General features: G+C 67.4%; 15 protein-coding genes. 7 read left to right on the forward strand and 8 right to left on the reverse strand.

Annotation, left to right across the window (positions count from 1 at the left end; genetic code table 11):
• Nucleotides 1–105 precede the first annotated feature (105 nt).
• Together AC3A4T_RS14815 and AC3A4T_RS14820 are read right to left on the reverse strand one after the other, a co-directional pair.
• Nucleotides 106–1,569, reverse strand: a complete 1,464-nt coding sequence (locus tag AC3A4T_RS14815; protein WP_487676076.1) for a TIGR04222 domain-containing membrane protein — start codon at nt 1,567–1,569, stop codon at nt 106–108.
• A 292-nt stretch (nt 1,570–1,861) separates the two neighbouring features.
• Complete coding sequence (locus AC3A4T_RS14820; RefSeq protein WP_487676077.1) at nt 1,862–2,677, reverse strand: isocitrate lyase/PEP mutase family protein; 816 nt, start codon at nt 2,675–2,677, stop codon at nt 1,862–1,864.
• A 486-nt stretch (nt 2,678–3,163) separates the two neighbouring features.
• Between AC3A4T_RS14820 and AC3A4T_RS14825 the strand changes: the two genes are divergently transcribed.
• Entirely contained in the window at nt 3,164–3,811 is a 648-nt protein-coding gene (locus tag AC3A4T_RS14825; RefSeq protein WP_056107951.1) for a response regulator, read from the forward strand.
• Nucleotides 3,812–4,483: 672 nt separating this feature from the next.
• On the opposite strand, the gene AC3A4T_RS14830 is transcribed toward AC3A4T_RS14825, so the two are convergent.
• Nucleotides 4,484–8,035, reverse strand: coding sequence for an Rne/Rng family ribonuclease (locus tag AC3A4T_RS14830; protein WP_487676271.1), 3,552 nt, complete (start codon nt 8,033–8,035; stop codon nt 4,484–4,486).
• A gap of 506 nt (nt 8,036–8,541) precedes the next feature.
• Here AC3A4T_RS14830 and AC3A4T_RS14835 point away from each other — a divergent pair.
• On the forward strand, nt 8,542–9,498 hold the full coding sequence (locus AC3A4T_RS14835; RefSeq protein ID WP_056107944.1) for an RluA family pseudouridine synthase: 957 nt from the start codon (nt 8,542–8,544) through the stop codon (nt 9,496–9,498).
• Nucleotides 9,499–9,516: 18 nt separating this feature from the next.
• Here AC3A4T_RS14835 and AC3A4T_RS14840 read toward each other — a convergent pair whose 3' ends face one another.
• Genes AC3A4T_RS14840 through AC3A4T_RS14850 form a run of 3 tightly spaced genes read right to left on the reverse strand, consistent with a single transcriptional unit; the run spans nt 9,517 to nt 11,275 of the window.
• Nucleotides 9,517–10,518: an energy transducer TonB gene (locus tag AC3A4T_RS14840; RefSeq protein WP_487676078.1), complete on the reverse strand. Its 1,002-nt coding sequence runs from the start codon at nt 10,516–10,518 to the stop codon at nt 9,517–9,519.
• Nucleotides 10,503–10,928 carry an energy transducer TonB gene (locus AC3A4T_RS14845; RefSeq protein WP_487676079.1) on the reverse strand — a complete coding sequence of 142 codons (426 nt, stop codon included), beginning with the start codon at nt 10,926–10,928 and terminating at the stop codon, nt 10,503–10,505. Before AC3A4T_RS14845 ends, AC3A4T_RS14840 begins: the two co-directional genes overlap by 16 nt.
• 5 nt (nt 10,929–10,933) lie before the next feature.
• Nucleotides 10,934–11,275 carry a 4a-hydroxytetrahydrobiopterin dehydratase gene (locus AC3A4T_RS14850; protein ID WP_487676080.1) on the reverse strand — a complete coding sequence of 114 codons (342 nt, stop codon included), beginning with the start codon at nt 11,273–11,275 and terminating at the stop codon, nt 10,934–10,936.
• Between the two features lie 142 nt (nt 11,276–11,417).
• Here AC3A4T_RS14850 and AC3A4T_RS14855 point away from each other — a divergent pair, with 142 nt between their 5' ends.
• Nucleotides 11,418–12,014 carry an NfuA family Fe-S biogenesis protein gene (locus AC3A4T_RS14855; RefSeq protein WP_056107935.1) on the forward strand — a complete coding sequence of 199 codons (597 nt, stop codon included), beginning with the start codon at nt 11,418–11,420 and terminating at the stop codon, nt 12,012–12,014.
• A 21-nt stretch (nt 12,015–12,035) separates the two neighbouring features.
• Nucleotides 12,036–13,769, forward strand: a complete 1,734-nt coding sequence (locus AC3A4T_RS14860) for a hypothetical protein (RefSeq protein WP_487676081.1) — start codon at nt 12,036–12,038, stop codon at nt 13,767–13,769.
• Nucleotides 13,770–14,666: 897 nt separating this feature from the next.
• Here the strand turns inward: AC3A4T_RS14860 and AC3A4T_RS14865 are convergent.
• Both AC3A4T_RS14865 and AC3A4T_RS14870 read right to left on the reverse strand, forming a co-directional pair.
• Nucleotides 14,667–15,122 carry a c-type cytochrome gene (locus tag AC3A4T_RS14865; protein ID WP_487676082.1) on the reverse strand — a complete coding sequence of 152 codons (456 nt, stop codon included), beginning with the start codon at nt 15,120–15,122 and terminating at the stop codon, nt 14,667–14,669.
• 8 nt (nt 15,123–15,130) lie between these two features.
• Nucleotides 15,131–15,538, reverse strand: a complete 408-nt coding sequence (locus AC3A4T_RS14870) for a c-type cytochrome (RefSeq protein ID WP_046658989.1) — start codon at nt 15,536–15,538, stop codon at nt 15,131–15,133.
• A 365-nt stretch (nt 15,539–15,903) separates the two neighbouring features.
• Here AC3A4T_RS14870 and AC3A4T_RS14875 point away from each other — a divergent pair, with 365 nt between their 5' ends.
• From AC3A4T_RS14875 to AC3A4T_RS14885, 3 genes are all read left to right on the forward strand, one after another.
• Nucleotides 15,904–17,055 (forward strand): efflux RND transporter periplasmic adaptor subunit, encoded by a 1,152-nt coding sequence (locus AC3A4T_RS14875; RefSeq protein WP_487676083.1) that lies wholly within the window; start codon nt 15,904–15,906, stop codon nt 17,053–17,055.
• A 70-nt stretch (nt 17,056–17,125) separates the two neighbouring features.
• Entirely contained in the window at nt 17,126–20,623 is a 3,498-nt protein-coding gene (locus AC3A4T_RS14880; protein ID WP_487676272.1) for an efflux RND transporter permease subunit, read from the forward strand.
• A 1-nt stretch (nt 20,624) separates the two neighbouring features.
• Nucleotides 20,625–23,717: an efflux RND transporter permease subunit gene (locus AC3A4T_RS14885; protein WP_487676084.1), complete on the forward strand. Its 3,093-nt coding sequence runs from the start codon at nt 20,625–20,627 to the stop codon at nt 23,715–23,717.
• Nucleotides 23,718–23,720: the final 3 nt, after the last annotated feature.

Genomic DNA, 23,720 nt, shown 5'->3' on the forward strand with positions numbered 1-23,720 from the left:
GATACCGTGGGGACAGGCTGTCTACATTGGCGCTACAGAGGTTTCGATGGTTTGAGTCGGGTTGGGCCGGATTGAACTGAGCCGCGGCGAGCCGCAACACCGACGTCAACTGCCGCCGCATCCACCGCAACCGCCGCCGCAACCACCGCCTCCGCCGCCATCGCCACCTCCACCGCCGCCACCTCCATCGCCGCCGCCGCCCACGCCGCCGTGGCCACTCGGTTCGCGCACCAGGTTGTAGCTGTCCAGCGGCGTGCCCATCAGCGCGGCAGGGCCGATCAGGGCGACGTAGGTCAGCGCATCGCCTGGGGCCTCGTTGGCTTGGCGGCGCGCGCGGTACAACTCCCATTCGCCGGCGCGGCTGATCGCGTCGGCCGGGATCGCCATCCGCGCCAGGGTGATCAGCGTCATCAGCACGGTCAGCACTATCAGGAATGCGACCGGATGATCGCCCTGCAGGCCGATCACGATCTTGCTCGCGCCCAATACGATCACCGCCACCGGCGGGACCAGCGACCACAGCTTGGCCCTGAAGCGTTGCTCGGTGGTATTGGCCAGGCCCACGCGCTGCAGTTCCTCGTCCATGCCTTCATAGCGCTGGCGCAGCAGGCCGAGGATGTGCGAGAGGTTCTTGCGCGAGGCGATGATGGTATCCATCGCTTCGCGCAGGATCGGCGGCAGCGCCTCCATCTGCGCCGGAATCAGCGGTTGCGGACGCAGCCACACCTGATCGTTGTGGCGCGCGGCGTTGAGGTCCTTGCGGTCGAATTCGAGCACGACCAGATCGCGCGCCAGCAATTCGGCCACGACCGCGTCGGCGACGCGACTGGCGCCGCCGGCCAGGTAGGCCAGTTCCCAGGGTTCGGCCTTGCGCGTGGCGCGGTCGCCATGATCGCCGGCGCGTCGCAGCAGCCATCCGCTCAGGCGCAGCGAGGCGAACATCAAGGTCAGGTACCACAGCAGAAACGCGCCGCCAGTCCAGTGCAGGGGATTGAGGCGTTCGCAGTACGAGGCCAGCAGGATGTAGGCGATGGCGGTGATCGAACTCAGGCGCACCAGCCAGCGCAGGCTGTTGGACGGTTCGCGTTCCGAGCTCCGGCTGAGCGCGCGGACTTTCTGGGCGATGCGCGCATCCGGCCAGATGCGTTCGGGCAACGGGCCGAAGTAGCGCCGGTAACTGTCCAGGGTGTCGGCGTATTGCGCTTCATGGCGCCGGTCTTCGGCGACCCCGCCGCGCGAAGGCACGTGGTGCAGCGGCTGCTTGAGCACCTGCTGGCAGAACGCGCGATAGCCACGGGTGTCGGTGATGTGGGTATGCCAGACCTGATCGACCCGCTGGCTCGGCGTGACCGGATGGCCGGCGGCCACCGCGAGAAAGCAAAAGCGCCGGTATTCCTCGATCGCGGCGTGGGCATCGTCGAGCTGCAGTCGCGCGTCCTTGGCCACGCGCAGCGCGAATTCGTCGGAACCGGGCTCGTCGAAACGATGCTCGCGCAAGCGTTTCCACAGGGCTTTTTGTTGGCTCGTCCATTGCGCGGCGTCCGTCGCCGCAGTGTTCGGATCGCTCATGACAATCCTCCGCTAGTCCATCCATTGAACCATGGTGTCTTCACTGTACGACGTTGGGTGCGATCCGTCGCCGTGCCAGCTTGGGCGGCACGGTACGTGGGCGGCGATCGCGGCGAAATAGCCGGATGTAGCTAGACACGCCGCTGCACGCACGGCGAAAAATTAACGAATGCATCGCCTCATCGCGATGCGATGCATTCGGTGTCGGCGCTTTAGTCAGCGGCGCGTTCGTTGCGCTGCGTGGCGAGCAAGCGCGAATACGGCCGGAGTCGCGGGCAATCGTTTCGCTTCTTCAACGGCCTTCGAACAAGGCATTGAGTTGCGAGTACGGCGTCGCCTCGGCCGCGAGCGGCCGCGAATCGCCGTCGCGCAGGAAGCCGCTGGCCAGCGTGGACATGCGCGCGTACATCGACTGGGCGATATCCGAACCGGCGCTGAGGCGGCGCACGCCCCAGGTTTGCAGCACTTCCGCCGACGGCAGCGCCGGACGCGCGAGCAGGTTCAGCGGCAGGCCGGCCTCGCTGGCGATCGCGCGGGTCTGTGCTTCGTCGGTCAGGCCGGGCACGAACAGGCCGTCGGCGCCGGCGGCGCGATAGCGCGCGGCGCGGGCGAGGGTGGCTTCCACGCGCTGTTCCGGCGGCGCCAGGCCGCGCAGGTAAACGTCGGTGCGCGCGTTGAGGTACAGCACGATGCCCAGGCGCGCGCTCGCGCGCTTGATGTGCTCGATCTTGGCGCACAGCAGGTCGGGGTCCTGGCCGCCGTCTTCCAGGTTGATGCCGACCGCGCCGACGTCGATCAGGCCCGACACGGTTTCGGCGACCGCGGCCGGATCGTCCGAATAGCCGCCCTCGGCGTCGACGGTGAGCGGGATCTGGATCGCGCGCACGATGTCGGCGACGGTCGCCACCAGCCGCCGCACCGGCAACAGGTCGCCGTCGGGATAGCCGTGCGACCAAGCCACGCCGGCGCTGGTGGTCGCCATCGCCTTGGCGCCCAGACTTTCGATCATGCGCGCGCTGCCGGCGTCCCAGGCGTTGGCGAGCAGCAGCAGGCCGTCGTGGTGCAGGGCATGGAACTGGGTGGCGAGTTCGGTTTGCGGACGGCTCATGGATGGGGTTTCCGGATGCGGGAGAAGGGCGTGCGGCCAGCATGGCATGCGCGTATCTAAGGTGCCGGCCGTTTTCGGTCGTGAACTTACCTGAGAAATCGCGTCTCGCGTCTCGTTAAAAAGCGAACTGCATCGCATCTTCGCGTGATGCTGTTTTGGTTTTCCAGCGCGGGCGGATTATCGCGTAACCGACACGAAGCGCCGGTTTCCCGCCATTCTCGGGCGCCGCCGGGTTTGCCCGGCACGACTCGGATACCATTACCGGGTGCCAGCGCTGGCAACTGCGGCGAGTCAATGCCGGGTTGTGACGCAGATCATTCAAGGCGATCGACTTGGCGCGGCATGGATGCTTTTTCGCGTATGCGAAGCCGGAGTTTGTGCGGCATCGCGGCGGCGTCGTTGAGTCATGGATATCGATGCCTTGCGCGGTTTCACACTGCCGCGTAGCCTCGCTGACGTTGGCTGAACGTGTTTTCTGGGGATCGTATGACCATCCGTGTATTCATCGTGGACGACCATGCTCTGGTGCGAACCGGCATGCGCATGATCCTGTCGGCGGAGACGGATATCGAAGTACTCGGCGATGTCGAGAGCGGCGAAGAAGCCTTGCCGCAGATCCGCAAACTCAAGCCCGACGTGGTGCTGTGCGATCTGCACCTGCCCGGCGTCAGCGGTCTGGAAGTCACCGAGCGCATCGTCAAGGGCGATCACGGCACCCGGGTGATCATCGTCTCGGTGCTCGAAGACGGGCCGATGCCCAAGCGCCTGCTCGAAGCCGGCGCATCGGGTTATGTCGGCAAGGGCGGCGACGCCAGCGAATTGCTGCGCGCGATCCGCGACGTGGCCCGCGGCAAGCGCTATCTGGCCAGCAACATCGCCCAGAACCTGGCCTTGTCGAATCTCGACGGCGGCGCTTCGCCGTTCGACGAATTGTCGCCGCGCGAACTGGAAATCGCCTTGCTGCTGGTGCAGGGCTTCCGTCAGGAAGAGATCGCCAAGCGCCTGAGCCTGAGCGCGAAGACCGTCAACACGCACAAGACGCGCTTGTTCGAGAAACTCGCGATCAACGACAGCATCGCGCTGGCGCGTCTGGCGGCGCAGTACGGTCTGGCGGATCCCGCGCATTCGCTTTGAGGGTTTGCGTGGGGATGCCTCGGACTGGAATTGCGTCGCGGCCGCGAGTTGCGCGGTCGCGGCTCACGCCGCTCCTACAGTTTGACCCGACCAGGCGTCGCCACCCGTAGCCCCCTGTAGGAGCTGCGCAAGCTGCGACCGCGAAATCGCATGAGCCGGCGTGCGCATGCGGCAGTCGAATCTTCACGAGATGCACGGGCGGTTTCGATATGCGCTATCGATCGAGCCAACGCCGGCTGCGTCGTGGTCGTGGGTTGCGTCGTTGCCGTAGTTGCGCGGTCGCGGCTCACGCCGCTCCTACAGTCTGACCCGACCAAGCGTCGCCACCCGTAGCCCCCTGTAGGAGCTGCACAAGCTGCGACCGCGAAACCACATGAGCCGACGCGCGCATGCAGCAGTCGAATCTTCAGGAGATGCGCGGGCGGTTTCGATATGCACTGGCGATCGCGCCGGCGTCGGCTGCGCGTGGTTGCGTCGTTGCCGTAGGTGTGCGGTTGCGTGCGGTTGCGTCGCCGCCGTGAGTAGCGTCGCCCGCGTGCAGTTGCGTCGCCTCCGTGAGTTGCGCGGTCGCGGCTTACGTCGCTGCTACCGTCTGGCGCGGTGCGCAAAAGAAAACCGGCCGCTCGCGCGGCCGGTTTTCGGTTTACTGCGTTCGATCCGAGAGCGGCGCGATCAGGCGCGACGCTCGTGGTGGTCGTTCGGACCGGCTCCGTTCGTATCGTCCTCGGCGCTTTGCTCGCCTTCGACCGCGGCCGGCGCCGCGTCGAGCTGCGCCGGTTCGGCCGGGTGGGGCAGGGTGTCGAACAGACCGCCGGTGCGCGGGGTCAGCGGCGAGGCCGGTTCGGTCGACTCCACGCTAGCGGCCGTGGTGTCGATCGGGCTGACCGGTTCGGCCGGCGCGACGATCGGCTCGACCGCCGCGGGAGCCGCGGCGACGACTTCGTTCGCGACGATCGGCTGCGGTGTCGACACGACGGGCTCGGCGACATGAGTCGCCGATGCGTCGACGGCGCTGGTCGCCGACGGCTCGACCGCGATCGCCGCCGGGCGGGCCGGTTCGGCCGGCACGGGTTCGACTGCGACCGGGGCAACCGCCACAGGAGCGACCGCCACAGGTTCGACCACGACCGGCTCGACCACCGTCGGCTCGATCGCCGCGGGCGGCGCGATACGGGTCGGTTCGATCACTTCGGGCTCGACCACCACCGATGCCGGCGCTTCGCTTTCGACGGGCTGCGCCGGCGCCGCGGTTTGCAGCGCGGCTGCCTGCCCGGTCACCACGACTACGTCGGGCTTGGCCTGTTCGATCGATTCGACCGCGGCCTGAGCGGGCGTGGTCTGCGCGACCGGCTCGGACGCCGGGGTGGCGTACGAGGTCGCCGGCTTCGCGAACGCGGACTGCGGCGCGACGAACGAGGTCGACGGCGCGGTGAACACGCTGGCCGGCTTGGTGTCGGCCTGTTCGGCGTCGGCAGGCCCGACTTCGGCGTCAGCCTTCGCCGGTGCCGGCTTGGCGTGGTCGAAGTTCTCGAACGAGGGCTTGGGCTCGCTGCGGGTTTCGCTGTGGTTCGACGGCGCGAACACGCTGCTCGCGGGGGTGCTCACCGTGGCGGCGACTACCGCGGCCGCGGCGGCCGGGGTGGCCGGGGTGGCGGCCGGTGCGGGCTGCGCGCCGGACTCGTCGTCGAAATCGAACTCGGGTTGCGAACGGTTCGCGGCCGCGGGGGCCGAACCCGGCTCGCCGGAGGTCTCGTCTTCGTCGTCGAACCCGTTCTCGTCCTGGCTCTGGCCTTCGCCTTCGCCCGCGGCGCCGGCTTCGCCATTGCCACGACGACGGCGGCGACCGCCGCGACGGCCGCGACGGCGGCGTCCGCTGCCTTCGCCGGTATCGCCGGCGGCCGTGCCGGCGTCGCCGTCATGGGTTTCGGCTTGCGCGTTCTCGGCCACGACGGCTTCGGCGGCGACGGTATCGGGCTTGATCGCGTTGTCCTCGCTCACCACCGGCGGCGCGACCGGCGCGCCGGTGCTGGCCGAGGCGGCGGCGATCGCGGCCGGCACCACCGCGGCGGCGACGGCGTCGCTCGCGGCGACGTCCTGACGCGGCGGACGCGGCTCGCGCGGCGGACGCGGGGTCTGGCCGTTGTTGCCATTGGCCTGCTGCGCGGCGCGTTCTTCGCGATCGGGCTTGTTCTGCGGCTGCGGCTTGGGCTGCTGGGCCTGCTTGGGCTGCTGCGGTTGCGGCTGCTTCTGCTTGGGCTGCTGCGCCTGCGCGGCCGCGGGGACCTGCACCTGCGGGTTGCCCTGCTGCGGCTTGTCGCGACGCGAGTCCTGACGGGCCTCGTCACGACGCGGCTCGTCGCGGCGCGCGCCATCGCGGCCGCCCTTGCCGTTGCGGTTCTCGCCGCGGCGCTGACCGTTGCGGTCGCCGCGCTCGTTGCGTGGGCCACGGCCTTCGCTGCCGCGCGCGGCCGGTTCGGGCTGGGCCACGGCCGGCTGCGGGGTGCCGCGGAAGATGCGCAGGATGCGCTCGACCAGGCCGACCGAATGGGTCGGCGCGGCGACGGGCGCGGGGGCGGGTGCTGCAACCGGAGCCGCCGCCACGGACGGCTCGCGGGGTTCGCGAAGCGGCGCGGGCTGGAGGGGCTTGACGTTGGTGACCGCCGGCGCGTCCGGAATGTTCAGATGAGCCTTGGTCAGCGCATGCACCGGCAGCTTGCGCGGAGTGCCGCGCTGATAGCTGGGCTTGGTGGTCTCTTCACCGATCTCGTTCTCGCGCACCCGGGTGACTTCGTAGTGCGGGGTTTCTAGCTGGTCGTCGGCGACGATCACGATCGGCGAATCGTGGCGCAGCTCGATCTCGGTCAGCGCGCGGCGCTTTTCGTTGAGCAGGTAGTTGGCGATCTCGACCGGGGCCTGCACCAGCACCTGTCCGGTGTTCTCCTTCATCGCGTGCTCTTCGGCCACGCGCAGGATCGACAACGACAGCGATTCGACGCTGCGCATGCGGCCGTGGCCGTCGCAACGCGGGCATACCAGCTGGCTGGATTCGCCCAGCGACGGGCGCAGGCGCTGGCGGCTGAGTTCGAGCAGGCCGAAGCGCGAGATGCGGCCGATCTGCACGCGCGCGCGATCTTGCTTGAGCGCGTTCTGCAGCTTGTTCTCGACTTCGCGCTGGTGGCGGTTGGACGACATGTCGATGAAGTCGATCACCACCAGGCCGCCGAGGTCGCGCAGGCGCATCTGGCGGGCGACTTCCTCGGCCGCTTCCAGGTTGGTGTTGAACGCGGTTTCCTCGATGTCGCCGCCCTTGGTGGCGCGCGCCGAGTTGACGTCGATCGCGGTCAGCGCTTCGGTCTGGTCGATGACCAGGGCGCCGCCGGAGGGCAGGCGCACGGTGCGCTCGTACGCGTTCTCGATCTGCGATTCGATCTGGAAGCGGTTGAACAGCGGAGTTTCGTCGGCGTATTTCTTGAGCTTGCGCAGGTTGTGCGGCATCACCTGTTCGACGAACTCGCGCGCTTCGGCGTACATCTCGTCGGTGTCGACCAGGATCTCGCCGATGTCCGGGCGCATGTAGTCGCGCAGGGCGCGGATGATCAGGCGCGACTCCTGGTACAGCAGGAACGGCGCGGGCTTCTTCAGCGCCTCGTCGGTGACCGCCTTCCAGATGCTCAGCAGGTAGTCGAGATCCCACTGCAGTTCTTCCGCGTCGCGGCCGACGCCGGCGGTGCGGATGATCACGCCCATGTCGTCGGGGATGGTCAGCTTGTCCATCGCCTCCTTGAGGGCGGCGCGGTCGTCGCCTTCGATCCGGCGCGAGACGCCGCCGGCGGTCGGCGAGTTGGGCATCAGCACCATGTAGCGGCCGGCCAGCGAGATGAAGCTGGTCAGGGCGGCGCCCTTGTTGCCGCGTTCTTCCTTGTCGACCTGGACCACGATCTCCTGGCCTTCGCGCAGGACCTCGCGCAGGCCGGCCTTGTTATGGTCGACGCCGGGCTGGAAATAGTCGCGGGAGATTTCCTTCAGCGGCAGGAAGCCGTGACGGTCGGCGCCGTAATCGACGAAGGCCGCTTCCAGGGAAGGCTCGAGCCGGGTGATGCGGCCCTTGTAGATGTTGGACTTCTTTTGTTCCTTGGAGGGCTGTTCGATGTCGATGTCGTACAGGTTCTGCCCGTCGACGATGGCGACGCGCAGTTCTTCTGCCTGCGTCGCGTTGATCAGCATGCGCTTCATTGTTGCGTTCCTCGCGCGCTCTACCGCGCGGAACGCCATGGCGTTTCGCTATCTGGGAACTGAGGCCACGCCGTCGCGATCGTCGGCCGCATCGGATGCGGGCCGCCCGCGCGCCGGCGAGCCTCCACTACCAGCGCTACATCACCACGGCACGCCGCGGGAGCGCTTCTTACCTATGCAAAAACTATCGGGGCCGGCGACGCGAACGTCGCTCGGGGCGGGCGGCGGCAGCTTCGAGCCAACTCTTGTTTGAGGGGCCTTGGCGCCGCACGGTTGTTCATCGCGATGGTTTGACCCATCGGGCGAAGGCCGGTTCCGCCGGTCCGTCGCTGCTAACATGGCTACCCCGTGGGCAGTGGTTAGACGCGGACCGGAATCGCGGGAGGGGCTTTCGGCCCCGTACCGGGCCGCACGCTGTTGAGGCGGACGACTGGCACAACTCCCAGCGAAATCAAAACCTTATCTCGCGTCGCGAGTGTAACAGATAACGCTTCGGGATGACCCAGTCAGCAAACTCCACTAATGCCGGTGCCCGCACCGTGCGCGTGCCCGAAGACCGCGATGGCCAGCGGCTCGACAACTTCCTGTTGGGCCAACTCAAAGGTGCGCCCAGATCCTTGATCTACAAGCTGGTGCGCTCCGGTCAGGTGCGCGTGAACGGGGGCCGGGCCAAGGCCGAGCGCAAGCTCGAGGCCGGTGACGAGGTGCGGATCCCGCCGGTTCGTCTCAATGAGGCCGGAGAAAAGCCGGCCCCGCCCAAGGGGTTCATGGACGCACTGGATGCGGCGATCGTGTTCGAGGACGCGCGTCTGCTCGCCCTGAACAAGCCGTCCGGGGTCGCCAGCCATGGCGGCAGCGGGATCAGTTTCGGCGCGATCGAGACCCTGCGCGCCTCGCGTCCGGGCCACACCCTGGAACTGGTCCATCGGCTCGACCGCGACACCTCCGGGCTGCTGATCGTGGCCAAGAAGCGCTCGGCTCTGACCGAAATGCAGGCGCTGATGCGCGAGGACGGCGGCATCGCCAAGCGTTATCTGGCGCTGGTCACCGGCCGCATGCCCGAAGGGGTGATGAGCGTCGACGCGCCGCTGCATATCGGCCTGCGCCAGGGCGGCGAGCGCCACGTCCAGGTCCATCGTGAGGGCAAGCCGTCGCTGAGCCATTTCAAGACCCTGGAACGGCGCGGCGGGCAATCCTATTGCGAGGTGCGGATCGAAACCGGTCGCACCCACCAGATCCGCGTGCATGCCCAGCACATCGGCCATCCGGTCGCCGGCGACGACAAGTACGGCGAGGCCGAGGTCAACAAGAAGCTGCGCGACCAGTTCGGTCTGCGCCGCTTGTTCCTGCACGCATCGACCCTGGAGTTCGCGCTCGACGGCGGACGCGAGCCGTATTCGCTCAATGCGCCGCTGGCGCCGGAGCTGGTCGAGGTGCTGGACCGCTTGGGGTAAGCCGCAATCGGGCGACCGCTATCTGATCGAGAAGCGGTTGCGCGAACGGCTTTGGCCATCGACGAAAATCTCCAGCAGATACTCGCCCTGGGCCAGGGGCGGCGCCTGTTGCAGAACGAATTCGCTGCTCTGGCGCGACCCGGAGGCCGAAAGGTCGCGCGTCTGCTCCTGCACGGTGCTGATCGCGACGCCGTCGCGGACACGTTTCCAGCTCGCCTGCAAGCGGGTGGGAGCGAAGGCGTATTGGGAGACGATCGCTTCGATGCGATCGCCGGCAGCGAAGACGCGCGGCGCGGCGTCTTCGCCGGCCTGCGGCATCGCCGCCTGGCCGGCCTCGATCGGCTTGCGCAAATCGACGCTGAGCGCGCAGTACGCGGGCGGCTGCGCCGGCTCGATGAAATCGAACGGCAGGCGGACCATCGAGGCAATCGCGACGCCGTTGTAGACCTCTGGATTGAACAAGGTCAGTTCGCCCGCTTCGACCGCGGCGCGATCGAGCTCGCGATGGCGGCTACTTTTTTCGACCAGGGCCTTGGTCACGCGGCCGTTTTCGTCGACCTTGAGCACCAGGGTCGTGCTGCCGTTTTTACCGGCGCAGGCGGCATCGCGCGGAAACTGCGGGGTGAACTTCTGGCGCAGGGTCGGATCGCGCTGCGGCTTGCTCGGGTCCCGCGGCGGCCGGGGCGTGGGCGCGACCCAGTTCGGTTCGTCCGGCGGAGGCGGCGGAGGCGGTATGACCGAAGGGTCGCTGGCGACCGCGTTGGTGGCCAAAGTTAAGTACAGGGCGAGCAAGCCGGCAACCGCGCCTTTCGATCGTCGCGCCTTAGCCGGCAGCATTGATGCGGACCCGGCCGTGGTCACGGCTTCTGACATCGCCTGTTCCGCTTGCAGATTCCCTTGCACGGTAGTCCGTCCCTGATGGTTTGGATGGGGCGTGAGCACACGCGCGCAAGACCGCCGCGTGGCTGATGTCATCGTGACTGAGTGTCGCGCTTGTAGCCCTCTCAGAGCCGCCCGCAATGCGCCGGCCGGTCGGCCGGTGGGTGGAAGGTCACCGGCACCTGGATGTCGGTGGCGACCGGCTTGCCGTTGCGGGTGGCCGCTTCGAAGCGCCAGCGCTGCACGCCCTTGACCGCGGCATCGTCCAGCGCTTGGGTCTTGCTGCTGGTCAGCACGGTGGCCTTGGTCGGCTTGCCCTCCGGGCCGACGGTGAGTTGCAGCACGACCTTGCCGCCGATCTGATCGCAGCCGATCTCGGTCGGGTAGTCCGGCGGCGGGGTGTCGACCGCGCGCAGCGGGGTCGACGGCACGATCGGCTGGTCGGCGTCGCGCGGGCCGCAGCCGGCGGCGAGCGCCGCGAGCAGTGCGCTGGCGAGCAGCGCGCCCAGGCGTGGGGAAGCGATGAAAACACGGCGAGCAAGCATGGTCATGGCGATCAACCGGTCAGAGCGTCGGCCTTCGCCGCGCAGATGAAGTCGTTTTCGCTCAATCCGCCGACGTCGTGGGTCGAGTAACGCACCACGCAGCGGTCGTAATGGACGCCCAGATCGGGATGGTGATCTTCGCGGTTGGCCATGAAGGCCAGCGCGTTCACGAACGCCATGGTCCGATAGTAATCGTCGAAGCGGAAGGTCCGGGTGAGGGCGTGGCCATCCTCGGCCAGCTCCCAGCCGGGGACCTGCGGCAGCAGCTCGCGCACGCGCGCTTCGCTCAGCCGGTGTTCGCTGCCGCGGCGGGCGATGCAGTGGGCCTGCGAAAGGGGGATCAGATCGTTCATGCGATGACTCCTGGCGGCCTGCAGCGGGCGCGGCGGCGTTGCGTTTGCGCCGGCGCGGCTCCATATGAACGGAATCGTATCGCCGACGGTCGTAGGATGCAGGCACGGCTACGCGCCGCACTGACCCCGCTAGAATAGCCCGATGATCAATATTTCCGAATCCGCGCAAACGCACTTCCGCAAACTGATCGAGCGCGAGGCCCTGCCGGGCCTGGGCGTGCGGCTGTCGGCGGTGCATGCGGGCACTCCGCGCGCCGACGTGCGCCTGGAGTTCGCCGAACCGGCCGATCTGGTCGGCGACGAATGGGCGATCGATTGCGAAGGCTTCACCCTGTGGCTGCACGCCGACAGCGTGAAGTATCTCGACGGCGCCGAGATTGATTACGAAAACAAGGCCACCGGCGGCCAGTTGCAGATCCGCGCGCCCAAGATCAAGGGCGAAGCGCCGGCCGATTCGGCCTCGCTGGTCGAACGCGTGCGCTGGGTGGTCGAACACGAGGTCAATCCGCAACTCGCCCAGCACCGCGGCAACGTGTCGGTGCAGGAAGTCACCGCCGACGGCGTGGTCGTGCTGCGCTTCGGTGGCGGCTGCCAGGGCTGCGGCATGGCGGATGTGACCCTCAAGCAGGGCATCGAGACCACCTTGATGACCAAGGTGCCGGGTGTGACCGCGGTGCGCGACGCGACCGACCACGACACCGGCGACGCGCCGTACATTCCCCGCGATACCGCGGCCTGACGCCCGCGCGGCGCAGCGCCCATGCCCACCGCCGCATCACTCATCGAGGCCCTGCAACGCCGGTTGCGGCTGTCGTTGCGCCGCGAGTCGCCCGCGCCCGGTGAATTTCCGCCGGGCTGGCAGCATTGGTTCGACTCGCTGAGCGAACGCAGCGGCGCGGTGGTCGGCGCGACCGCTGAAGCGATGATCGCCACCCTCACGCAGCGGCCACTGGCGTCGCCGCCGCGGCGCGCGGCCGACCTCAATCGCTGGCAGGCCTTCGCCACCTTGTGGCGTCAGCAATGGCATCCGCCGGAACGCGAAGACCGTCGCCTTCGCTGGGTGGCCGCCACGTTCTCGGTGCTGTGGCATATCTTCGTCGCCGGCGCGCTGATCTGGCTGATGTACCTGCAGTTCTTCGCCACCCGCCCGCCGCCGCAGGGCGAAGACGTCACCATGATCGAATTCATCGGCGACGGCACGCCCAAGGACCCCGGCGGCGGCGCGCAGCAGCCGTCCGATCAGCCGCGTACCGAACCGACGCCGCCGCAGCCGCCGTCCACGCCGGCGCCGCCGCAAGCCGCGCAACCGCCGCCGCAGGTCGCGATCAGCGCGCCGCCCACGCCGGAACTGCAGGCGAGCGTGCCCGAAGTACCGCAACGCGACGTGCCCGAGCCGCAACTGCCGCCGCCGACCGTCGAACAACCGGTGATGGTCAGCAAGGACGTCCCCGATTCGCCGCAGATCTTCGTGCTGCCGCCGACGCGCAAGCGTCTGGACGATACGCCGCGTGTGCCGCAGCTCGAGATCGCGACCCGGCCGGTGCCGACCCAGGACGTGCCGACGCCGGTGCAGCCGCTGTCGCGCGAATTGCCGCAACCGCAGATCGCCGCGCCGACGGTGAACGCGCAGCCGCGCGAAGTCGCGGTGCGCGAGGTGCCGGCGCCGTTGCCGCAATTGCAGATGCGCGAACTGCCGGCGCAACCGCTCCCGGTGCCGCAGGTACGCAGCACCACTCCGCAAGTGCGGATCGCCGAGATTCCCGCGCCGTCGGTATCGGCCACGCCGGCACCGGCGAGTTCACCTTCGCCGACGCCCGCGACGACGACGCCTTCGACGGCGAGTTCGACGGCGCCGTCGCCCAACGCGGCCGCCGCGAGCTCCAGTACCGCGGCGGCAAAACCCAGCGCCAATCCCAGTGCCAGTTCCAGCGCCACGCCTTCGCGCACGCCGGCCGCGACCGCCGGCGCCGGACCGAAACCCACGCCCGCGCCGGGCACCTGGTCGAACCTCAAGACCGACGACGATTGGGGCGGCTCCAACCGCAACCGTCCCGGCGCGCAACGCGGCGACACGCCAGGTCTGTACAACAGTGACGGCAGCCCGCGTATCGCCGACGCGCCGGGTTCGGCTTCGCCGGGCCGGCCGCCGGGCACGATCACCGCCGAGATCAAGGACCTCGACCGCGCCGGCACCTGGCTGCGGCGCAAACCCACCGACTACGAAGCGACCGCGCTCGACAAATACTGGCGGCCGAACGAAACCCTGCTGGCCGAGTGGGTACGGCGCAGCGTGCAGACGGTGATGATTCCGATCCCCGGCACCAGCAAGCGCATCCAGTGTTCGGTGGTACTGCTGATGGCCGGCGGCGGTTGCGGCATCGACGATCCGAACCTCAACGATCAACCGGCCGAGACGCGCCCGCCGCCGGATATCCCGTTCAAGCCGCATCTGCAGGAAAACAATGGCAGTGTCAGGCCGCCGCCGGGTGGGTGAGCGGTTGAGCTTGAGGGGCGGTTAGGAGTGCGCCGCCGAAATCGGAGCCTTGAATTCCGGGCGTGTCGCTACTTCTGCGTAGTTGCTGTCAGTCGAGCGAACCGCGTTTGCTCGTCATTCCCGCGTCTGGGTGCTTGCTTGTTGGGCGACCGAGCCGCTTTGGATCGTCATTCCCGCGAAGGCGGGCTTTGCTTTATTTCGGCGAAGCCGAACATCCAGCGGCTTTAGCGCGGATCTTGCGAGCGAAGTCATTTCCGTTACTCCGTCAAAGTCACTGGATTCCCGCCTTCGCGGGCATGACGGTAGGAGAGGGCGCGGCAAGTGAAAGAATGCGGTGACGATGCGGCCGCAGACTGCAATCCACCTGTCGATCGAACCGCTTTTGCTCGTCATTCCCGCGAAGGCGGGAATCCAGTGGCTTTAGCGCGGGGTCTTGCGAGCGACGTCGTCTCCGTGGCTTCGTCAAAGTCACTGGATTCCCGCCTTCGCGGGAATGACGATAGGAGAGGACGCAGCAAGTGAAAAATGCCGTGGTGATGCGCAGTCACAGGCACTCAGTCCATCTGTCGATCGAACCGCCTTTGCTCGTCATTCCCGCCAACGCGGGAATCCAGTGGCTTTAGCGCGGGTCTTGCGATCGGCGTCGTTTCCGTTGCTCTGTCAAAGTTGCGGGATGTTCGGCTTCGCCGAAATACAGCGGCGCCCGCGTTCACCGGAATGACGGTAGGAGAGAACACCGCGTATTGAAAATGCCAGGGCGACTGGGCCAAGCAGTGTTTGCCGCCTCTCCATTGAGCCATTCGACCAACCCGCAAACAAAAAACGGCCTGCAATGCGGGCCGTCCTTGTAACGCGATCAAAACGCGCGAGCCAGCCGCGCCCCGATCCGCCGATCGATCAATGCACGCCGTGCAGATCGCGCAGCTTGTCGTTCTGCAGCGAGCCGAAATAGGCGCTCACGTCGGCGATCTGCTGATCGGTCAGATCCTTGGCCTGCAACGACATCAGCGCGTGCGCGCGGTCGCCGTCGCGGTACATCTGCAGCGAGTGCGCCAGATAATCGTGATACTGGCCGGCCAGGCGCGGCGTCACCGGATCGATCGGGAGCTTGCTGTCGCTGTTGGTGCCGTGGCATTCCACGCAGGCCTGATTGGTGGGCAGGCGCTTGGTGTTGGCGAATTTCTCGCCCGCGGCGATGTTGCCGGCCGGCAGGCCCGAGGACGACTTGGTGTGGCCTTCGTTGCGGTCGGCCGAGGAATGGCCGGCGGGCACTTCGCCGCTGGAGCACGCGGCCAGGGCCAGGGCGAGCGAGGCGATGGCGAGGCCGCGCTTGAAGAAGCTGGGATTCGTCATGAGGCGGCTCACTTGGCGCTGGAAAGGAAGGCGGCGATGTCGGCGATGTCCTGGTCAGAGAAGCTCTGCGCCTGGGCCTGCATCGTGGGGTGCTTGCGCGTGCCCTTCTTGTATTCGGTCAGCGCGCTGACCAGGTACTCGGGCGACTGGCCGACGATCTTGGGAACGTGATAGTTCGGATAGGCGTTCTTGTAACCGGTCACGCCGTGGCAGCCCTGACAGGTGTAGGTGAGCTGACGGCCGGTTTCGGCGTTGCCCTTGGGAGACGGCGCGGCGGCCGGGGCGGCGGCCGGAGCCGTCGGAGTGGGGGCAGTCGGGGTAGAAGCCGGCGCCTTGGCGGGTTCCTGGGGCTGAGCATGTGCGCTCAGGGCGGCCAGGGTCAGGGCAAAGCAGGCGGCGATCGTCAGCGGTCGCATCATGTCGTAGTCCGCAATCTCGAATGGCTAGCGAAAGGTGGTGGCTGGCTCTGCGGGGCCGGAGCCGCGCACAAGCCGCCGAGTATAGCTGGCGACGCGACTGCAACGAAGCCGTCCTTGAGCGCATCCATACTTGGCGCCGATTCCGGAACGCTCCGGGCCCGGCGTGGATTTGCGCTGCACGGCACGGCGGCGCGCGCGACGGACGTCGCCCGCGCGCACCGTGCCTCAGAATAAATCCATGGCTCCAGTCATCATGACCTTCGGCGGATGTTGGCTTCGGGGGCTGGTGATATACCTATATACAACACCGGCATACGACCGGAAACCGACGAAAAAACTTTAGTAGCTTGGGGTCGTCTCGAATGCGTCAACTCACCAATAACCGCAAGGGCGGTCCGGCAGTGCGCGGCACGGTGGCTATCGCCGCCCTGGCCCTGGCCTGCCTCATGGGACTGTCGGCCTGCAAGGGCGGAGCGGGCGCCGCCGAGGCGCAGGCCAAGGAGGCCAAGGACAAGGCGTCGGAAGCGGTGCCGGTCGAGGTCGCCGCGGCCAGCCGCCGCGCGATCGCCGCCAGCTATACCGGTACCGCGCCGCTGGAAGCGCGCGCCGAATCGCAGGTGGTCGCCAAGACCTCCGGCGTCGCCCTCGACGTGATGGTCGAGGAAGGCCAGTTGGTCAAGGCCGGGCAGGTGCTGGTGAGGCTCGACTCGGCCCGCGCCGAGCAGCAGGCCGCGCAGACCAACGCGACCATGCGCAAGCTCGAGGCCAACTACGCGCGCGCCCGGCAGATGGCCGAGCAGCGCCTGCTCAGCGCCAACGACGCCGACCAGTTGCGCTACGACCTGGAAAGCGCGCGCGCGGCCAACCGCATGGCCAGCCTGGAACTGTCCTACGCCAAGGTCGAGGCGCCGATTTCCGGCGTGGTCGCCTCGCGTTCGATCAAGACCGGCAACTTCGTGCAGATCAATTCGCCGATCATCCGCATCGTCGACACCTCGCTGCTCGAGGCCACCCTCAACGTTCCCGAGCGCGAGCTGGCGACCTTGAAGGCCGGCCTGCCGGTGCAGATGCTGGTCGACGCGATGCCCGGCAAGACATTCACCGGCAAGGTCGACCGGGTCGCCCCGGTGGTCGATTCGGGCAGCGGCACCTTCCGGGTGATCTGCAGCTTCGAAGGCGGCGGGGTGCTGCAGCCGGGCATGTTCGGCCGCCTGCGCATCGATTACGACAACCGCGCCGACGCGCTGGTGGTGCCGCGCGCGGCGCTGCTCGACGACGAAGGCGATCCGGCGGTGTTCGTGGTGCGCGGCAAGAAGGTCGCGCGCGTGCCGGTCAAGCTGGGTTACCTCGACGGCGCCTGGGCCGAGGTGCGCGACGGCATCAAGCTCGGCGATCAGGTCGTGGTGGCCGGCAAGACCGCGCTGCGCGAAGGCACCGAAGTGTTGCCGATCAACGCCGCCAAGCCCAAGGAAGTGGTCGCCGCCGCGAGCGCGACCGCTCCGCTGAAGCAGTAAACCGGCGATCACGCCCCCGACGCGGCCGCAGACGGCCGCGTCCTTCGCACTACCTATTTGAACGTGGGGACTGACTGTGGCTCAGCTTCCGGACACGACGTCCTTTAACCTGGTGGAGTTTTCCACCCGTCGCCGCGTGACCGTGGCGATGGTGACGATCACCTTCCTGTTGTTCGGCGTGATCGCGCTCAACAGCCTGAAGGTCAATCTGCTGCCCGATCTGAGTTATCCGACCCTGACCGTGCGTACCGAGTACGCCGGCGCGGCGCCGACCGAGATCGAGACCTTGATCTCCGAACCGCTGGAAGAAGCGGTCGGCGTGGTCAAGGGCCTGCGCAAGCTCAAGTCGGTGTCGCGCACCGGCCAGAGCGACGTGGTGCTCGAGTTCGCCTGGGGCACCGACATGGACCAGGCCAGCCTGGAGGTGCGCGACAAGATGGAGATCGTGCAGCTGCCGCTGGAAGCCAAGAAGCCGGTGCTGCTGCGCTTCAATCCCTCGACCGAGCCGATCCTGCGGATCGCGCTGTCGACCAAGGGCGGCGACAAGGCCAGCGACACCGAGGCGATCCGTCAGCTGACCGCGTTGCGCCGCTACGCCGACGACGATCTGAAGAAGAAGCTCGAACCGGTCGACGGCGTGGCCGCGGTCAAGGTCGGCGGTGGTCTGGAGGACGAAATCCAGGTCGACATCGATCAGCAGAAACTCGCCCAGCTCAATCTGCCGATCGACACCGTGATCCAGCGGCTCAAGGCCGAGAACATCAACGTCTCCGGCGGCCGCCTGGAAGAGGGCGCGCAGCGTTATCTGGTGCGCACGGTCAACGAATTCGCCAGCGTGCCGGAAATCCGCGAGATGCTGGTCACCACGCAGAAGGTCGGCGGCAACGCCGCGGCCGACGCGGCGGCGGAAATGGCGCGGGTGGCCGCGGCCTCGGGTTCGGCCGATGCGATGGCGGCGGCGGCTTCGGTGCAGAGCGCGAACTCGGGCGATCAAGCGACCGCGGCCGGCGGCAAGCCGGTGCGGTTGAAGGACATCGCCGAGATCCGCCAGGGTTACAAGGAACGCGAAGCGGTCATCCGCCTGGCCGGCGTGGAAGCGGTGGAACTGGCCATCTACAAGGAAGGCGACGCCAACACCGTGTCCACCGCCGATGCGATCCAGGCGCGGCTGGCGCAGATCAAGGCGCAGATTCCGCCGGACGTGGAATTGACCACGATCGACGACCAATCGCAGTTCATTCGCCACGCCATCGCCGACGTCAAGAAAGACGCGGTGATCGGCGCGTTCCTCGCGGTCCTGATCATCTTCCTGTTCCTGCGCGACGGCTGGAGCACGTTCGTGATCGGCCTGTCGCTGCCGGTGTCGATCATTGCCACGTTCTTCTTCATGGACCGTCTGGGCCTGAGCTTGAACGTGATGTCGCTGGGCGGCCTGGCGCTGGCCACCGGCCTGGTGGTGGACGATTCGATCGTGGTGCTGGAATCGATCGCCAAGGCGCGCGAGCGCGGCCTGGGCATTCTCGAGGCGGCCGTGGTCGGCACCCGCGAGGTCAGCATGGCGGTGGTCGCCTCGACCCTGACCACCATCGCGGTGTTCCTGCCGCTGGTGTTCGTCGAGGGCATCGCCGGTCAGCTGTTCCGCGATCAGGCGCTGACGGTGGCGTTGGCGATCGGCATTTCGCTGATCGTGTCGATGACTTTGATTCCGATGCTGAGCGCGCTGCGCGGCCGGCCGGCGCTGGGCTTCCAGGAGGAAGCGCCGCATCCGCGCTGGCAGCCGCGCAATCGTCTGCTGAAGATCGTGGCGTGGCCGCTGTATGCGATCGCCGCGGCGGTGCGCTGGACGTTCTTCGGCATCGCCTGGGCGGTGGTGCGCGCGTGGCGCGGCCTCGGCGCGGTGGTCGGCCCGGTCATGGGCAAGGCCAGCGATCTGGCGATGGCGCCGTACGAGCGCGCCGAACGCGGCTATCTGAAGCTGCTGCCGGCGGCGATGGGCCATCGCGTGCTGGTGCTCGGCCTGGCCGGCGCGGCGTTCGTGGCGACCTTGGCGGCGGTGCCGCTGCTGGGCGCCGACCTGATCCCGCAATTGGCGCAGGACCGTTTCGACATGACGGTCAAGCTGCCGCCGGGCACGCCGCTGCGCGAAACCGACAAGCTGGTGCGCGAGATCCAGCAAAAGCACGCCAAGGACCCGGGCATCCACGCCTGGTTCGGGGTCAGCGGCAGCGGTACGCGGCTGGACGCCAATCCGACCGAGAGCGGCGAGAACATCGGCAAGATCACCGTGGTGATGGCCGACGGCGGCAGCAAGGAAGTGGAAGAGGCCGAAACCGAAAAACTGCGCGAGACCATGCAGGCGCATCCCGGCGCCCAGGTCGACTTCGCCCGTCCGCAGCTTTTCAGTTTCTCCACGCCGCTGGAAATCGAACTGCGCGGGCAGGACCTGGAAACCATCCAGCGCGCCGGCCAGAAGATGGCGGCGATGCTGCGCGCCAATCCGCATTTCGCCGACGTCAAATCCACCGTGGAGCAGGGCTTCCCCGAGATCCAGATCCGCTTCGACCAGGACCGCGCCGGCGCGCTCGGCCTGGCCACCCGCGACATCGCCGATATCGTGGTCAAGAAGGTGCGCGGCGACGTCGCCACCCGCTACAGCTTCCGCGATCGCAAGATCGACGTGCTGGTGCGCGCGCGCGAATCCGATCGCGCCTCGATCGAGAACATCCGCCGTTTGATCGTCAATCCCAACAGCAGCCGTCCGGTCACCCTGGAGTCGGTGGCCGACGTGGTCGCCACCAGCGGCCCCAGCGAAATCCACCGCGCCGATCAGGTGCGCGTGGCGATCGTGTCGTCCAACCTGCGCGACATCGATCTGGCCGGCGCGGTCGCCGAGGTCGAAAAGATGGTGCGCGAGGAGCCGTTGAGCCCGGAGGTGCGCATGCACATCGGCGGTCAGGGCGAGGAACTGCAGCAGTCGATCAACTCGCTGCTGTTCGCGTTCGGTCTGGCGATCTTCCTGGTGTACCTGGTGATGGCCTCGCAGTTCGAATCCCTGCTGCATCCGTTCGTGATTCTGTTCACCATCCCGCTGGCCCTGGTCGGCGCGGTGCTGGCGCTGTTGCTGACCCGTTCGCCGGTGTCGGTGGTGGTGTTCATCGGCTTGATTCTGCTGGTCGGCCTGGTGGTCAAGAACGCGATCATCCTGATCGACAAGGTCAACCAGTTGCGCGAGCAGGGCACGCCCAAGCGCGAGGCCCTGATCGAAGGCGCGCGTTCGCGCCTGCGCCCGATCATCATGACCACGCTGTGCACCTTGTTCGGCTTCCTGCCGTTGGCGATCGCGACCGGCGAGGGCGCCGAAGTGCGCTCGCCGATGGCGATCACGGTGATCGGCGGCCTGCTGGTGTCGACGCTGCTGACCTTGGTGGTGATCCCGGTGGTCTACGATCTGCTCGACCGTCGCGGCGATGAGTACTACCGCAACCGCGTGCGCAAGGCCGAACGCGAGGCGCGCGTGGCCGCCGACAAGATCGGCCACGACAACGATCCGCTGGCGGAGACGCACTGACATGAGCAGCGTTGCCGAGATCAGCATCAAGCGGCCGATCACGACCATCATGTTGTTCGTGTCGATGTTCGTGATCGGCCTGATCGCGGCGGTGCGGCTGCCGTTGGAGTCGTTGCCGGACATCACCGCGCCGTTCCTGCTGGTGCAGTTGCCCTACGACGGCTCCACGCCGGAAGAGGTCGAACGCACCATCCTGCGCCCGGCCGAAGAGGCGTTGGCGACGATGACCGGGATCAAGAGCATGCGCGGCAGCGCCAGCTCGGACTCGGCCACCATCCAGATGGAGTTCAAGGACTGGGACCGCGACATCGCCATCGCGGCCTCGGAGGCGCGCGAGCGCATCGACGCGATCGTCGACGATCTGCCCGAGGGCTTCCAGCGCTACTTCGTGTTCAAGTGGTCCAGCGGCGATCAGGCGATCCTGCAGGTGCGCCTGGCCGGCGACATGGACCTCAGCCGCGAGTACGACCTGATCGACCGCGAGTTCAAGCGCCGTCTCGAACGCATCCCGGGCGTGGCCAAGGTCGAGATCGGCGGCGCGGCGCCCAGCGAGGTCGAGATCGCGATCCTGCCCGACCGCATGGTCGCGCACGGCGTGGATCTCAACACCCTGACCAAGAGCCTGCAGGCGCTGAATTTCTCGATTTCCGCCGGCGAAATCGAAGACGGCGGCCGCCGTCTGCGGGTCCAGCCGATCGGCCAGGTGGCCGATCTGGAGCAGTTCCGCAATCTGGTCATCAACACCAACGGCCTGAAGCTCGGCGCGATCGCGGACGTGCGCCTCAAGCCCGCGCGCCTGGAAACCGGCCGGCGCCTGGACGGCCGTCCGGCGATCGGCCTGGACATCTACAAGGAGCGCAGCGCCAATCTGGTGGAGGTGGCGAAGCTGGCGCTGGCCGAGGTCGAGGCGATCCGCGCCCAACCGGCGCTGAGCAACATCGAAATCAAGGTGGTGCAGAACCAGGGCGAGGACGTGACCAGTTCCTTGCTGGAACTGGCCGAGGCCGGCGCGATCGGCCTGCTGCTGTCGGTGGCGGTGCTGTTCTTCTTCCTGCGCCATTGGCCGTCGACCTTGATGGTGACCCTGGCCATTCCGATCTGTTTCGTGATGACCCTCGGGCTGATGCATTTCGTCGGCGTCACCCTCAACGTGCTGTCGCTGATGGGCCTGCTGCTCGCGGTCGGCATGCTGGTCGACAACGCGGTGGTGGTGGTCGAGAGCATCTATCAGGAACGCGAGAAGATGCCCGAGCAGCCGCAACTGGCCTCGATCCTGGGCACCCGCCACGTCGCCATCGCCTTGTCGGCGGGCACGCTGTGCCACTGCATCGTGTTTCTGCCGAACCTGATCGGCGAGACCAACGACATCAGCATCTTCATGTCGCAGATCGCGATCACCATCTCGGTGTCGCTGCTGGCCTCGTGGCTGGTCGCGGTCAGCCTGATCCCGATGATCTCCGCGCGCCTGAAAACGCCGCCGGCGGTCAACACCACCACCGGCCTGATCCCGCGGCTGCAGCGCGTGTATGCGCGCTTCCTGCGCTGGACCCTGGAGCATCGGGGGCTGAGCGTGCTCGGCATCGTCCTGGTGGTGGCGCTCAGCCTGGTGCCGATGACCCAGACCAAGTTCGACATGTTCGGCAACGAGGGCGGCAAGGAAGCGTTCATCCAGTACCACTGGAAGGGCAGCTACACCCGCGAGCAGATGTCGTTGGAGATCCTCAAGACCGAGCGTTTCCTGGAGGAACACCGCAAGCAGTACCACATCAAGCAGATCTATTCGTTCTTCAGCGAGCAGGGCAGCGAGGCCGGCACCCGCGTGCAGTTCCACGAGAACGAGGTCAAGAACACCAAGCCGGTGGTCGACGCGATCGCCAAGGCGATGCCGAGATCGGCCAAGGCCGAGATCAGCATGGGCCAGGACGAGGGCAGCGCCCAGGGCGGCGGCAACAATGTCCAGGTGCAACTGGTCGGCGACTCCACCGAAACCCTGAGCGAACTGGCCGACGACATCGTGCCGATGCTCGCGCGCCGCCCCGAACTGCGCGATGTGCGCGTGGACGTGGGCGACCGCAATACCGAGCTCAACGTGAAGGTGGATCGCGAGCGCGCGGCGTCGTTCGGTTTCAGCGTCGAGGAAGTCTCGCGCTTCGTCGGCCTGTCGCTGCGCGGCGCCCAATTGCGCGATTTCCAGCGCGGCGATACCGAGGTGCCGGTGTGGGCGCGTTTCGCCGGCGCGGAGAGCTACGGCATCGAGAATCTGGCCGAGTTCACCGTGCGTTCCAGCGACGGCCGCAGCGTGCCGTTGCTGGCCATGGTCGACGTCAACGTGCGCCCGACCGCCAGCCAGATCAACCGCAACAACCGCCAGACCACGCTGACCGTGCTGGCCAGCCTCAACGGCAAGGCGACCACGCCCGATGCGCGCAAGGCGATGGAGGAAACGCTCAAGAAGGTGTCGTTCCCGGCCGGTTACAGCTACAGCTTCGACGGCAGTTCGTTCGAACGCGACGACGATGCCGGCAAGCAGATGATGATCAACCTGGTGCTGGCGCTGGTGATGATCTACGTGGTGATGGCGGCGGTGTTCGAATCGCTGCTGTTCCCGGCGGCGATCATGAGCTGCGTGGTGTTCTCGATCTTCGGCGTGTTCTGGCTGTTCTGGCTGACCGGCAGCTCGTTCACGGTGATGGCCTTCATCGGCATCCTGGTGCTGATGGGCGTGGTGGTGAACAACGGCATCGTCATGGTCGAGCACATCAACAATCTGCGCAGACGCGGCATGTCGCGCAACGAGGCGTTGGTGGAGGGCAGCCGCGAGCGTCTGCGCCCGATCATGATGACCATGGGCACCGCGATCCTGGCGATGGTGCCGATTTCGCTGAGCGACACGGTGGTGCTGGGCGGCCTGGCGTACTCGCCGATGGCGCGCGCGGTGGCCGGCGGCCTGGCGTTCTCGACCGTGGTCAGCCTGCTGTTCCTGCCCACGATCTACGGCATCCTCGACGATATGCGCGCCAGCACCGCGGCCTTGGTGCGGCGCGCGCGCGGTGCGCGCGCGGACGGCGGCGGAATGGCCGAAGCGGCGGGTTGAGCG

It is taken from the genome of Lysobacter sp. Soil_N_51 (assembly GCF_057655755.1).

Coding starts and splice junctions, on each gene's coding strand:
- AC3A4T_RS14815 (WP_487676076.1), bottom strand. CDS start 1,569: ATGAGCGATCCGAACACTGCGGCGACGGACGCCGCGCAATGGACGAGC.
- AC3A4T_RS14820 (WP_487676077.1), bottom strand. CDS start 2,677: ATGAGCCGTCCGCAAACCGAACTCGCCACCCAGTTCCATGCCCTGCAC.
- AC3A4T_RS14825 (WP_056107951.1), top strand. CDS start 3,164: ATGACCATCCGTGTATTCATCGTGGACGACCATGCTCTGGTGCGAACC.
- AC3A4T_RS14830 (WP_487676271.1), bottom strand. CDS start 8,035: ATGCTGATCAACGCGACGCAGGCAGAAGAACTGCGCGTCGCCATCGTC.
- AC3A4T_RS14835 (WP_056107944.1), top strand. CDS start 8,542: ATGACCCAGTCAGCAAACTCCACTAATGCCGGTGCCCGCACCGTGCGC.
- AC3A4T_RS14845 (WP_487676079.1), bottom strand. CDS start 10,928: ATGACCATGCTTGCTCGCCGTGTTTTCATCGCTTCCCCACGCCTGGGC.
- AC3A4T_RS14850 (WP_487676080.1), bottom strand. CDS start 11,275: ATGAACGATCTGATCCCCCTTTCGCAGGCCCACTGCATCGCCCGCCGC.
- AC3A4T_RS14855 (WP_056107935.1), top strand. CDS start 11,418: ATGATCAATATTTCCGAATCCGCGCAAACGCACTTCCGCAAACTGATC.
- AC3A4T_RS14860 (WP_487676081.1), top strand. CDS start 12,036: ATGCCCACCGCCGCATCACTCATCGAGGCCCTGCAACGCCGGTTGCGG.
- AC3A4T_RS14865 (WP_487676082.1), bottom strand. CDS start 15,122: ATGACGAATCCCAGCTTCTTCAAGCGCGGCCTCGCCATCGCCTCGCTC.
- AC3A4T_RS14870 (WP_046658989.1), bottom strand. CDS start 15,538: ATGCGACCGCTGACGATCGCCGCCTGCTTTGCCCTGACCCTGGCCGCC.
- AC3A4T_RS14875 (WP_487676083.1), top strand. CDS start 15,904: ATGCGTCAACTCACCAATAACCGCAAGGGCGGTCCGGCAGTGCGCGGC.
- AC3A4T_RS14885 (WP_487676084.1), top strand. CDS start 20,625: ATGAGCAGCGTTGCCGAGATCAGCATCAAGCGGCCGATCACGACCATC.